This is a genomic window from Streptomyces sp. NPDC034037, assembly GCF_055575715.1.
In genome coordinates this window covers 223171-236264 of the sequence record NZ_JBVISC010000001.1, presented here as the reverse complement: position 1 = coordinate 236264, position 13094 = coordinate 223171, and the positions used below count along the sequence as shown (strand labels likewise).

Genomic DNA, 13094 nt, shown 5'->3' with positions numbered 1-13094 from the left:
TGGTCACGCCCTGTCCGCGACACGCTCGCCGAGCAGGCCCTGGGGTCTGACGAGGAGGACGACGATGAGGAGTACGAACGCCCAGACGTCGGCCCAGGACTGGCCGCCGAGCTTGTCCATTCCGGGGATGTTGTTCATGTAGGCGGTGGCGAGGGCTTCGGCGACGCCGAGGACGAGTCCGCCGATCATGGCGCCGTAGATGTTGCCGATGCCGCCGAGGACGGCGGCGGTGAAGGCCTTGAGGCCCCACAGGAAGCCCATGCGGAAGTTGACCTCGCCGTAGCGGAAGCCGTAGGCGACGGCGGCGATGCCGGCGAAGGCGGCGCCGAGGGCGAAGGCGACGACGATGACGCGGTCGGTGTTGACGCCCATGAGTTTGGCGGTGTCGGGGTCCTGGGCGGTGGCCTGCATGCCGCGGCCGACGCGGGTCTTCATGACGAACCAGCCGAGGGCGAACATGCAGATCGGTGCGGCGGCGACGAGGAAGAGGTCGCCGGGCTGGATGGTGACGCTGCCGAGGTGGATGGAGTCGCCGGGGATCTCGGGGAACGTGCGGGAGGATTTGGCGTTCGGGTACCAGGCCCAGACGGCTTGCTGGAGGGCGAGGGAGAGGCCGATGGCGGTGATGAGCGGGGCGAGCCGCGGGGCGCCGCGCAGGGGCCGGTAGGCGAAGCGTTCGGCTCCGATGGCGATGGTGGTGGAGACGATGACGGCGCCCAGGAGCATGAGGGGGATGGCCACCCACATGGTCGTGGAGCCGGGGAGCCAGAGCCAGACGGTGAGGGCGCCGAAGCCGCCGACCATGAAGATCTCGCCGTGGGCGAAGTTGATGAGCTGGACGATGCCGTAGACCATTGTGTAGCCGATGGCGATCAGGCCGTACATGGATCCCAGTAGCAGGCCGTTGACCAGCTGTTGCGGCAGTTCGTGCACCGCAGGTCCTCCGAGTCTTTCGAAAGCGACGGGTACGGCACCGCTGCGACGGTCGTCGTCGCGGCGTCGGATGCGACGCCGCGCGGGGCGCTGTCGGGCAGCGCTCCGCGCGGCGGTGTCGTGCTGCGGGGGTGGGTCAGCCGGTGTAGGTGCCGGACTCGACGGGCTTCCAGCCCTTGGCCGGGTCGGCGGTGTCCTTGACCTGGTAGACCGTGAGCTGCTTGTTGGTGGCGTCGCCGTACTCGTCGAAGGCGACCTTGCCGGTCACGCCGTCGAAGGAGACGTCCTGCATGGCGTCGACGATCTTGGCGCGGGCGTCGGAGGGCAGCTTGCCGTCGTTGTCCTCGACGACCTTCTTGACGGCCTCGATGATGGCCCAGGCGCTGTCGTAGGAGTAGCCGCCGTAGGCCTCGTAGGCCTCCTTGTAGCCGGCCTTCTTGTAGTTGGCGATGAACTCCTTGGCGGAGGGCAGCTGCTCGACGGGCTGGCCGACGGAGGTGGCGTAGTCGCCCTTGCCGTCCTTGCCGGCGAGCTTGATGTAGTCGGCGCTGTAGAGGCCGTCGCCGCCGACGAGCGGGATCTTGGCCCCGGCCTTCTTCATCTGCTTGCTGAGCGGGCCGGCGGCCGGGTACTCGCCGCCGTAGTAGACGACGTCGGCGTTCGAGTTCTTGATCTTGGTGGCGACGGCGCCGAAGTCCTTGGTGTCCGGGTTGACGTGCTCGGTGCCGGCGACCTTGCCGCCGAGCTTGGTGAACTCGTCCTTGAAGGTGGCGGCGAGGCCGGCGCCGTAGGTCTTCTTGTCGTCGATGACGTAGACCCGCTTCTTCTTGGCCTTGTTGTACAGGTACTGCGCCGCGAAGGGACCCTGGATGGCGTCCGTGGTGGCGGTGCGGAAGTAGGCCTTGTACGGGCGGACCTTCTTGCCGCCGTTCCAGTCCTGGCCCTGGGTCATGGCCGGGTTGGTGTTGGCGGGGGAGACCTGGACGAGTTTGGCGTCGTCGAAGACCTTCTGCATGGACTCGCCGACGGAGGAGTTCAGCGGGCCGACGGCGCCGAGGAGCTCCTTGTTGGCGACGAACTTGGTGGCGTTCGTCTGGCCGGACGAGGGCTGGCCCTGGTCGTCCGCGGACTGCACCTTGAAGGTGATGCCATCGACGTAGTCCTTGGCGTTGGCCTGCTTGGCGGCGAGCTCGACGGAGTTGCGGATGCCGAGGCCCAGCGCGGAGAGGTCACCGGTCAGCGGCGCGTCGACGCCGATGACCACGGTGGTGCCGCCGCCTTCGGCGCTCTCCTTGTCCTTGTCGTCGCGCGAGCCACAGGCGGTCAGGGTCAGAGCCCCGGCGGTGAGTGCAGCGGTGATGGCTATGAGCGAACGTTGACGCACGATCAGTCCTTTCCCCTGGCACGGCTGTCCCTTGCTGGAACGCCGAGTCGAGCGCGGAACCGAACTGACGGGAATCCGGTGGGCGCGGTGACTGGCCGTGACTCTAAGGGCGCCTTTGTGCCCAGTGGAGTGGTCGGACCAAGGCTGTGACGCTCTTGTTATGCCACGGAGTATTCCGGGCTGGAACGCAGGGGGCGGTTGAGGACGAATACGACCCTGTTCGGTGGATCTCGGCGTATCCACATGGTGAGAATCTCCAGGACAGGCGGCAGGAGCGTAAAGGTGTTTGGCTCATGACGTGCGTGTTCGCGGGCATGCGGCGCTCAGCGCGCCGGAAAGGTCATTGGCGTATTCCGGACCCAGGATGTAACTCTGCCGCTGCTTTGCCCGCGCATTACGCAGCGTCACCTCCAGGAAAGGGAGCCTGACATTCCGTGGCACTTCTCCGCATTCGCGAATGTGCACCGTGATGATCAACTTCCGGGGTGTTCCCGTTTTCACCGTGAATGGGGTGCCGGGCGATGTGCGTACCGAAAGCGCCGCCGAGGGCTGGGCGACCCTCAGCAGGGAGACCGGGGGCCCGGACCACTGGGTGACCCGGACGGCGAAGGTGAAGGCCCGCTCACCGGCCCGGGGGCGGGACATCTCGTCGGTGTACGTCACCGACACGCTCTGCGACGGCCAGGGCGGGGGCGGGGCGGGCGGCGGCTGCGGACGCGTCACGTAGAGGCCGGTCCCGGCCCCGACGAGGAGCACGGCCGCGGTGGCGGCGAACGCCCGGCGGCGGTTGCGGCGCCGGCGCGGATCGGGCGGCGCCGGCTCGCGGGCGACCGTCTCGTGGTCGTAGGTGTCCTCGCCCGGCTCGACCGGGCCGATGGCGTTCACGTCCACGGCCCGCCGCTCGGCCCGCCGTCGCGGTGGCGCTCGGCACACCGCTTCCGCGCCTGCCGGTCGATCAACTTCCGTCCGGCGGCGGCGGATTGCCGTCGGCGCTCGGCGCGGGCGGCGTCCAGGACGTCGCGCAGGATCGCGTACTGCCCGTTCGACAGGCCCATCGACTGGTAGTCGCCGTAACCCCCCGAGCTGCTCGGGCCGCCCGAGCCGTCCGCGGCGTAGAGCTGCCGGGCCCACTCGGTGACGAGCGCGGTGCATAACGCGGCGGGGGAGGTGGCGCCGGGGGAGGGGCCGCCGCCGACGGAACTGGTGGTGCTCCCGGCGCTCCCCGTGCTCCCTGCGCCTTCCGCGGCGGGGCCGCCGCAGCCCGTGCCGAGGGTCAACGGGAGCGCGAGGGCGAGCGCGCTGAGCCGCATCCGGTGCCGCATGCGCCGACGCTAGACCGCGGCCCGCGCCCGCGCCAGACCGCCGCCGCGCCCACCGCGCACATCCCGACGGCCCGTGCGGGCCCGCCCGTCGGGGGAATCAGCCGTCGGCGCCGGCCGGCTCCGGCGTGCCCTCGGTGGGGACGTCCCGCAGCATGCAGGTCAGCCGCGCGCTGCACACCCGCCTGCCCTGCTCGTCGCTGATCACGATCTCGTACGTGGCCGTGGAGCGGCCGCGGTGCACGGGCGTCGCCACGCCGGTGACCAGACCGGAGCGGGCACCGCGGTGGTGCGTGCAGTTCAGGTCGACGCCGACGGCGAGCTTCTTGCTGCCGCCGTGCAGCATCGCGCCGACCGAGCCGAGGGTCTCGGCGAGGACCGCGGAGGCGCCGCCGTGCAGCAGGCCGTACGGCTGGGTGTTGCCCTCGACCGGCATGGTGGCGACGACCCGCTCCGCCGAGGCCTCCAGGATCTGGACGCCCATGCGGGTGCCGAGGTGGCCCGCCGAGAACAGGGAGGGCAGGTCGACACCGAGCGAGGCGTACTCGTCGATGATCTCCTGCGGGAACTTCACGCTGTGCTGCTCACCCATGGGGCCCGGCTCCGTTCGTTCGTCGACACCCGGTGTCGCTCGACTGCTGTTGCTCGACCTGTCGCTGAGCGAACGCTCAGTCGAGCGCCGATTGTTCCAGGCGTACGACGACGGACTTGCTGGCAGGGGTGTTGCTGGTGTCGGCGGTGGCGTCCAGCGGCACCAGGACGTTGGTCTCGGGGTAGTAGGCGGCGGCGCACCCGCGGGCCGTCGGGTAGTGCACGACGCGGAAGCCGGGGGCGCGGCGCTCCACGCCGTCCTGCCACTCGCCGACCAGGTCGGCGTACGTCCCGTCGGCGAAGCCCAGCCTCCCGGCGTCCTCGGGGTTGACCAGGACGACGCGGCGGCCGTTCTTGATGCCGCGGTAGCGGTCGTCCAGGCCGTAGATGGTGGTGTTGTACTGGTCGTGGGAGCGCAGGGTCTGCAGCAGCAGCCGCCCCTCGGGCAGGGCCGGATACTCGACGGGCGCGGCCGTGAAGTTGGCCTTGCCGGTGGCGGTGGGGAAGCGGCGCTCGTCGCGCGGGGCGTGCGGCAGGGCGAAGCCGCCGGGGTGCGCCACGCGCGCGTTGAAGTCCTCGAAGCCGGGGATGACGCGGGCGATGCGGTCGCGGACGGCGGCGTAGTCCCTCTCGAACTCCTCCCAGGGGGTGCGCGAGCCGGGGCCGAGGACGCGGCGCGCGAGGCGGCACACGATGGCGGGCTCGGACAGCAGCTGCTCGCTCGCGGGCTCCAGGCGGCCCCGGGAGGCGTGCACCATGCCCATGGAGTCCTCGACGGTGACGAACTGCTCGCCGCCGGCCTGCACATCGCGCTCGGTGCGCCCGAGGGTGGGCAGGATCAGGGCGCGCGCGCCGGTGACGGCGTGCGAGCGGTTCAGCTTGGTGGAGACGTGCACGGTCAGGCGCGCCTTGCGCATGGCCGCCTCGGTGACCTCGGTGTCGGGGGAGGCCGACACGAAGTTGCCGCCCATGGCGAAGAACACCTTCGCCTCGCCGTCGCGCAGGGCGCGGATGGCGCGCACGACGTCCAGGCCGTGCCGGCGGGGCGGCGCGAAGCCGAACTCCTTCTCCAGGGCGTCGAGGAAGGCGGGCGCGGGCCGCTCGAAGATGCCCATCGTGCGGTCGCCCTGCACGTTCGAGTGGCCGCGCACGGGGCAGACGCCGGCGCCGGGGCGGCCGATGTTGCCGCGCAGCAGAAGGAAGTTGACGACCTCGCGGATGGTCGGCACGGAGTGCTTGTGCTGGGTCAGGCCCATCGCCCAGCACACGACGGTGCGCTTCGAGGCGAGGACCATGGCGAGGGCCTCTTCGATGCGGGCCCGGTCCAGGCCGGTGGCCCGGAGGGTGTCGTCCCAGTCGGCGTCGCGAGCGGCGGCGGCGAACTCCTCGTACCCGTGGGTGTGTTCGCGTACGAACGTCTCGTCGACCGCGCCCTCGGTCTGGAGGATCAGCTTGTTCAGGAGGCGGAAGAGGGCCTGGTCGCCGCCGAGGCGGATCTGCAGGAAGAGGTCGGTGAGGGCGGTGCCCTTGAGCATGCCCTGGGGGGTCTGCGGGTTCTTGAAGCGCTCCATGCCCGCTTCGGGCAGCGGATTGACCGTCATGATCCTCGCGCCGTTGTTCTTCGCCTTCTCCAGGGCGGAGAGCATGCGCGGGTGGTTCGTGCCCGGGTTCTGCCCGGCGACGATGATCAGGTCCGACTGGTACAGGTCCTCCAGGAGGACGCTGCCCTTGCCGACGCCGATCGTCTCGGTCAGCGCGGAGCCGGACGACTCATGGCACATGTTCGAACAGTCGGGGAGGTTGTTCGTGCCCAGCTCGCGGGCGAAGAGCTGGTAGAGGAACGCCGCTTCGTTGCTGGTGCGGCCCGAGGTGTAGAACACGGACTCGTCGGGGCTCTCCAGGGCCGCCAGCTCCTCGGCGACGATGTCGAAGGCCCGCTCCCAGCTGACAGGCTCGTAGCGCTCGGCGCCCTCCGCCAGATACATGGGGTGGGTGAGGCGGCCCTGCTGTCCCAGCCAGTAGCCACTGCGGGTGGCGAGGTCGGCGACGGGGTGCGCGGCGAAGAAGTCGGGCGTCACGCGGCGCAGCGTGGCCTCCTCGGCGACCGCCTTCGCGCCGTTCTCGCAGAACTCCGCCTTGTGGCGGTGCTCCGGCTCGGGCCAGGCGCAGCCGGGGCAGTCGAAGCCGTCCTTCTGATTGACCCGCAGCAGGGTCAGCGCGGTGCGGCGCACCCCCATCTGCTGCTGTGCCATCCGCAGCGTGTGACCGATGGCGGGCAGCCCCGCCGCCGCGTGCCGGGCCTCGGCGACCTGCGGCGCGTCCTGGACCGGATCGCCCTTGGGCGGCTTGCTTGCCATGGTCGGCTCCCCTTCGAGCACGTACGTGAGCTACGTCATCGATCCTCCCACGCGCCGGTGACAATGCCCGGCCGTGGGCCGGGACGGGGCGGGACTGTCGGTGCGGCGTGGCAGGATCGGGGGCGTGGCAGAAACAGCATCGAAGAAGAAGTCCGAGTCCGCGGCGACCCAGGCCGGCGGGGCGGGAGGCGAGCAGCGCCCGCGCCTGCTCCTCATGGACGGGCACTCCCTGGCCTACCGGGCGTTCTTCGCGCTGCCCGCGGAGAATTTCACGACCGCGACGGGCCAGCCGACGAACGCGATCTACGGCTTCGCCTCGATGCTGGCGAACACCCTGCGTGACGAGGCGCCCACGCACTTCGCGGTGGCGTTCGACGTCTCCCGCAAGACGTGGCGCTCCCAGGAGTTCCCGGACTACAAGGCGAACCGCTCCAAGACCCCGGACGAGTTCAAGGGCCAGGTCGAGCTGATCGGTGAGCTGCTCGACGCGATGCACGCGGTGCGCTTCGCCGTCGACGGCTTCGAGGCGGACGACGTCATCGCCACGCTCGCCACGCAGGCGGAGGCGGCCGGCTTCGACGTGCTGATCGTCACGGGTGACCGCGACTCCTTCCAGCTGATCACCGACCACGTGACGGTGCTCTATCCGACGAAGGGCGTCTCGGAGCTGACGCGTTTCACGCCGGAGAAGGTCACGGAGAAGTACGGCCTCACCCCCGCCCAGTACCCCGACTTCGCGGCGCTGCGCGGCGACCCGTCGGACAACCTCCCGGGCATCCCCGGCGTAGGCGAGAAGACCGCCGCGAAGTGGATCAACCAGTTCGGTTCGTTCGCCGACCTGGTCGAGCGCGCCGACGAGGTCAAGGGCAAGGCCGGGCAGAACTTCCGCGATCACCTGGAGTCGGTCAAGCTCAACCGCCGCCTCACGGAGATGGTCCGCGACGTCGAGCTGCCCAAGACGGTCGCCGACCTGGCGCGCGCTCCCTACGACCGCACGGCGCTCGCCATGGTCCTGGACACCCTGGAGATCCGTAACCCCTCGCTGCGCGAGCGGCTCCTCGCCGTCGACCCGGGAGCCGAGGAGGCCGAGCAGGCCCCGGCGGCACCCGGCGTCGAGCTGGACGGCGCGGTGCTCGGCGCGGGCGAGCTGGCCCCCTGGCTCGCCGAGCACGGCAAGGCGGTCCTCGGCATGGCCACGGTCGACACCTGGCGGCTCGGTTCGGGCACCGTCACCGAGATCGCGCTCGCCGCGGCCGGCGGAGCGGCCGCCTGGTTCGACCCGACCACCCTGGACGAGGCCGACGAGAACGCGTTCGCGGCGTGGATCGCCGACGCCGACAAGCCGAAGGTCCTGCACAACGCCAAGTCCGTGATGCGGGTCTTCCCCGAGCACGGCTGGAGCGTGGCCGGCGTCACCATGGACACCGCCCTGGCCGCGTACCTGGTCAAGCCGGGCCGCCGCTCCTTCGCCCTGGACGCGCTCTCCCTGGAGTACCTGGGCCGCGAGCTGGCGCCCGCCTCCGCCGGGGACGGCCAGCTCGCCTTCGGCACGGAGGAGGACGACCGGGCCGAGGCCGACCACCTGATGTCGCAGGCCCGCACCGTCCTCGACCTGGGCGCCGCCTTCGGCGAGAAGCTCCAGGAGGTCGGCGCGAGCGACCTGTTGACGGACGTCGAACTGCCGACGTCCACGCTCCTGGCCCGCCTGGAGCGGCACGGCATCGCGGCCGACCGCGCCCATCTGGAGGCGATGGAGCAGCAGTTCGCGGGCGCCGTGCAGCAGGCCGTGAAGGAGGCGCACGCGGCGGCGGGCCACGAGTTCAACCTCGGCTCGCCCAAGCAGCTCCAGGAGGTCCTCTTCGGCGAGCTGAACCTCCCCAAGACGAAGAAGACCAAGACCGGCTACACCACGGACGCCGACGCGCTGGCCTGGCTCGCCGCCCAGACGGAGAACGAACTGCCCGTCATCATGCTCCGCCACCGCGAGCAGGCGAAGCTGCGCGTCACCGTCGAGGGCCTGATCAAGTCGATCGCCGCGGACGGCCGCATCCACACCACGTTCAACCAGACGGTGGCCGCCACGGGCCGGCTCTCCTCGACCGACCCCAACCTCCAGAACATCCCGGTCCGCACCGACGAGGGCCGGGCGATCCGCCGCGGGTTCGTCGTCGGCGAGGGCTTCGAGTCGCTGATGACGGCGGACTACAGCCAGATCGAGCTGCGCGTGATGGCGCACCTCTCCGAGGACGAGGGCCTCCTGGAGGCGTTCACCTCCGGCGAGGACCTGCACACCACCGTCGCCTCGCAGGTCTTCTCCGTGGCGCGCGACGCCGTGGACGCGGAGATGCGGCGCAAGATCAAGGCGATGTCGTACGGCCTGGCCTACGGCCTGTCCGCGTTCGGCCTCTCCCAGCAGCTGAACATCGACGCGGGTGAGGCGCGGGCCCTGATGGACACGTACTTCGAGCGGTTCGGCGGGGTGCGGGACTATCTGCGCCGCGCGGTCGACGAGGCGCGTGCCACGGGGTACACGGAGACGATGCTGGGCCGCCGGCGTTACCTCCCCGACCTCAACAGCGACAACCGCCAGCGCCGCGAGATGGCCGAGCGGATGGCGCTGAACGCCCCGATCCAGGGCACGGCCGCCGACATCGTCAAGATCGCCATGCTGAACGTGCACCGCGCGCTGACCGAGGCGGGGCTCGACTCCCGGATGCTGCTCCAGGTCCACGACGAAATCGTCCTGGAGATCGCTCCGGGGGAGCGGGCGAAGGTGGAGGAGCTGGTCCGCCGGGAGATGGCCGGCGCGGTGGCCTTGCGGGCCCCGCTGGACGTCTCGGTAGGCGTGGGCCCGAACTGGGAATCCGCCGCGCACTAGCCCTCCCGGGCCGGGGATCGGTGTTCGTGCGGCTGGGTGGGGGCTAGCCGCGCAGTTCCCCGCGCCCCTTGGGGGGGCTGGGGGCTTCCCCTTCGTGCGGGTCGGACGTGGCTGGTCGCGCAGTTCCTCGCGCCCCTGACCCGGGGTCGGGGGAGCGCCCTGAAGGGGCGCGGGGAACGGCGCGAGCAACCACAACGCAGCCGCAGAGGACACCGCAAGGCCACGGCCCCGGACGGTGCGCCCCGCCCCAGGGCGACTTCGAGGGGCCGGACGCCCGGCCGGAGGCCCCTGGCGTAACAGCCCTGTCGCGGCCTGTTGGCCAACCGGTAAAAACCGGGCACGAACAGGTGCCCGGGCACCGCAAGTTGTCGTAGTGTCGCCAGAGCCATCCCGCCGGGGAGCACGCGCGTACGAAAGCGACCGCGTACGGAGGCGGAGACGGCTCGCAACAGGCTGCATAAGCTGCATAAGGGGAGGGGTGGCTCGGTCATGGCGCCGGTAATCGGCAGGCGACTGCGCAGAGGGGCGGTGACCAGCGCGGTGGCCGCGGCGGCCGTCGCGGCGCTGGCCGCATCGCAGGCCCCGGGCGTGACGGACGTACCGCGCGACGGGCAGACAGCGGGGGCGTCGGACACCCCGCCCGCGGGTGAGTCCGCCACCGGCGACTCGCCGTACTACACCGATCTGCCGTCCCTCAAGAGCCCCGTACCGCCGTTCGCCCCCAACGGCGGCGACAAGGACGTGGAGGCGGGCCTGCCGGCCACCGTCCTGGACGCCTACAAAAAGGCCGAGTCGGCGCTGGCCGAGACCAGACCCGGCTGCAACCTCCCCTGGCAACTGCTCGCCGCCATCGGCAAGGTCGAGTCGGGCCAGGCCCGCGGCGGCCGCGTCGACGCGAACGGCACGACGCTCAAGCCGATCCTCGGCCCGGTCCTGAACGGCAACGGCTTCGCGAAGATCACCGACACGGACCAGGGCGCCTACGACGGCGACCGCACGCACGACCGCGCGGTCGGCCCGATGCAGTTCATCCCCTCGACGTGGGCCACCTCGGGGCAGGACGGCAACAACGACGGCGAGAAGGACCCCAACAACATCTACGACGCGGCGCTCGCCGCCGGCCACTACCTCTGCGGCACGGGCCGTGACCTCGCGGTCGAGGACGACCTCCACCAGGCGATCCTCAGCTACAACCACTCCACGGAGTACCTGAACACGGTCCTGTCGTGGCTGGAGTACTACCGCCAGGGCACCCACGAGGTCCCCGACGGCAAGGGCGTCCTGCCGGACGACCGCAGCGACGGCCGCGGCCCGGGTCTCAACCCGGTCCTGACGCCCGGCAGCACCGGTTCCGGCAAGGACCCGTCCGGCAACAGGGACATGACGGGCACCTACCGGCCCGGCAACGGCGACAAGCCGGACAACGGCGGTGGCGGCAGGCCGGGTAACGGCGGCCACAAGCCCGACCCCGAGCCCCCCACGCCCACCGAGCGGGTCGCCCGCCTGAAGGACGCCGGCACCGGCACGCTGGCCGCGACGGCCGGCGAGACCTTCGCCCAGCGCGTCCAGGTGCGCGCGGAGGCCAAGTCGGGCTCGGCCGTCGCCAAGGTCAAGGTGAAGTTCAGGATCGCCGGTGACACGGACGCCCGCTTCGACGGCGGCGCGAGGAGCGTCGTCGTGACGACGTCCGCCACCGGCCGCGCCACCGCCCCGGTCATCAAGGCGGGCGAGAAGACAGGCCAGTTCACCGTGCGCGCCACCGTCGTGGGCCGCACGCTGACCGGCCTGGACTTCGGCGCGAAGGTCACCGAGCGCCAGGCGGACGCGCTGGCCAGGATCGGCGACGAGCCGCTGGTCTGCGAGCAGGGCAAGGAGTTCGCCGACCGGGTCGCGGTCAAGGCCACGTACAAGGGCCGGGCCGCCGCCGGTGTCGTGGCCGGCGCCACCCTGGTCAAGTCCGCGACGGACACGACGGCCAACGACAAGGGCCCCTACTTCAAGGACGCGAACGGCAATCCGCTCCGCACCCTCAAGGGCCTGAAGACCGACGCGAACGGCCGGCTGACCCTGCCGAGACTGTACGCGGGCGACGCGGAAGGCACGTATCTGCTGCGCGTCGTCACGGTCGGCGGGGCCACCCTCACCGTCGAGCTGAAGGTGACCGCCGCGGCCACCACGCCGACAACCCCGACCACCCCGACGACCCCTACCACCCCCGCGACCCCCACCACCCCGGCCACGCCGAGCACTCCGGCCGCCTGACCGGCCCCGGAGCCCTCCAGGGCTCCCCAGGACCGCCCCCGCGCCAACCATGGCGCGGGGGCGGTCCCCTGTCGTGCGCCGCGACGGTGCGCGGCGGGCGGCCCGATCGCCCGTCGCGCGACGTGTTCTCATCTCGCCCGCGCGTTGCTACCGTGCCCGACCTGACGGCCTATCAGTTCCGGCCGCCGCCGAGCGACCCGAAAGGCCCCGCATGCGCGCCCTCATCGCCGCCGCCGCAGGTCTCGCCGTCGCGCTCGCCCTCGTCCTGACGATCACCGCGATCGGCGCCCCGTCCGGCGAGACGTCGCCCGAGCCGCTGCTCACCACCGTCCCCGCACACCCATAGACGTAGGGAGGCCGCCGCGATGCGCCGCAAGGCCAGCCTCGTCCTGCTCGCCCTCGCCGTGTTCTGCGCGGCCATGTCCCCGCTCGTGCGCTGGTACGCCTTCCCGCGCCTGGCGAAGATCCCGCCGAACCAGTACCAGGAAGCCGTCCTGGAGGCGCGGAACCCCACCCTCATCGACTACGGCTCGATGAAGGCCGAGAAGGTCGACAAAGTGACCATCGTGCAGACCCTCAAGGGCAACGTGGAGGCCTCGGAGAAGATCGAGAAGAGCACCGACCGCGACGTCGTCGTCTGGGACGCGCTCTCCTACGTCCAGGACTCCGACGGCAAGATGGTCTCCAAGATCCCCGAGCGCTACATCTTCGACGCGCACAGCCAGCAACCGGTGCACGCCCCCGGCGAATCCGTCGACGGGGACCCCGTCCAGCGCGAGGGCATCGAGTTCAAGTGGCCCTTCCTGACGGAGAAACGGGACTACGCGTACTTCGACGCGCAGGCCCGCGTCACCCGACCCATCCACTACAAAGGAGAACGGACCTTCCGGGGCGTGCGGGTCTACTACTTCGAGCAGACCATCCCCTGGACGAAGGTCCCCTTCCCCAAGACGATGCCGGTCAAGGGCATCACCCCCGAGGCCCTCGCCGAAACCGGCACCACCCGCTGGTACACCACGGTCCGCAGGTTCTGGGTCGAGCCGACCACCGGGGCCCCCGTCTACGGCGAGGAGATCCAGAAGAACGAACTGCGCGGCGGCTCGCTCCTCGGCGGACGCGACAGGCTCACGGTCTTCGCCGGGCACGTGAAGATGCGCGAGGACTACGTCGAGAGCACCGTCGACCAGGTCAGGTCCCAGCGCGTCCTGGTCCTCCTGCTGACCTCCTACCTCCCCTGGGGCTTCCTCGCCCTCGGCCTCCTCCTGCTCGCGCTCTCCCTGTGGCTGGAAGCACGCGGGCGCAGGCCGGGCACCCCGCGCCCGACAGCGGCGAGCGACCCCGACCCGCGGCCCAACACGCCCTGAGTACCT

General features: G+C 71.1%; 10 protein-coding genes. 4 read left to right on the top strand and 6 right to left on the bottom strand.

Going from position 1 to position 13094, the window contains the following annotated elements; genetic code table 11:
* Positions 1–3: 3 nt before the first annotated feature.
* The 6 genes from ACZ516_RS01135 to ACZ516_RS01110 all read right to left on the bottom strand — a co-directional run bounded on the left by ACZ516_RS01135 (position 4) and on the right by ACZ516_RS01110 (position 6584).
* A complete protein-coding gene (locus ACZ516_RS01135; RefSeq protein WP_358584773.1) occupies positions 4–933 on the bottom strand; it encodes a branched-chain amino acid ABC transporter permease in 930 nt (309 codons plus the stop codon).
* A gap of 136 nt (positions 934–1069) precedes the next feature.
* Entirely contained in the window at positions 1070–2317 is a 1248-nt protein-coding gene (locus tag ACZ516_RS01130) for a branched-chain amino acid ABC transporter substrate-binding protein (protein WP_469007929.1), read from the bottom strand.
* A gap of 291 nt (positions 2318–2608) precedes the next feature.
* Entirely contained in the window at positions 2609–3208 is a 600-nt protein-coding gene (locus tag ACZ516_RS01125) for a Tat pathway signal sequence domain protein (RefSeq protein ID WP_469007927.1), read from the bottom strand.
* Positions 3199–3639 carry a hypothetical protein gene (locus tag ACZ516_RS01120; protein ID WP_469007926.1) on the bottom strand — a complete coding sequence of 147 codons (441 nt, stop codon included), beginning with the start codon at positions 3637–3639 and terminating at the stop codon, positions 3199–3201. Before ACZ516_RS01120 ends, ACZ516_RS01125 begins: the two co-directional genes overlap by 10 nt.
* 97 nt (positions 3640–3736) lie before the next feature.
* Positions 3737–4228: a PaaI family thioesterase gene (locus tag ACZ516_RS01115; RefSeq protein ID WP_469007925.1), complete on the bottom strand. Its 492-nt coding sequence runs from the start codon at positions 4226–4228 to the stop codon at positions 3737–3739.
* Positions 4229–4304: 76 nt separating this feature from the next.
* Positions 4305–6584 carry an FdhF/YdeP family oxidoreductase gene (locus ACZ516_RS01110; protein WP_469007924.1) on the bottom strand — a complete coding sequence of 760 codons (2280 nt, stop codon included), beginning with the start codon at positions 6582–6584 and terminating at the stop codon, positions 4305–4307.
* A gap of 124 nt (positions 6585–6708) precedes the next feature.
* Here ACZ516_RS01110 and polA point away from each other — a divergent pair, with 124 nt between their 5' ends.
* From polA to pgfA, 4 genes are all read left to right on the top strand, one after another.
* Positions 6709–9462, top strand: a complete 2754-nt coding sequence (polA, locus tag ACZ516_RS01105) for a DNA polymerase I (protein ID WP_469007922.1) — start codon at positions 6709–6711, stop codon at positions 9460–9462.
* A gap of 489 nt (positions 9463–9951) precedes the next feature.
* Entirely contained in the window at positions 9952–11724 is a 1773-nt protein-coding gene (locus tag ACZ516_RS01100) for a lytic transglycosylase domain-containing protein (protein WP_469007921.1), read from the top strand.
* 211 nt (positions 11725–11935) lie between these two features.
* A complete protein-coding gene (locus ACZ516_RS01095) occupies positions 11936–12070 on the top strand; it encodes an SPW_0924 family protein (protein ID WP_358584757.1) in 135 nt (44 codons plus the stop codon).
* A 19-nt stretch (positions 12071–12089) separates the two neighbouring features.
* A complete protein-coding gene (gene pgfA / locus ACZ516_RS01090; RefSeq protein WP_469007920.1) occupies positions 12090–13088 on the top strand; it encodes a cell envelope lipid trafficking protein PgfA in 999 nt (332 codons plus the stop codon).
* The last annotated feature ends 6 nt before the right edge of the window (positions 13089–13094 follow it).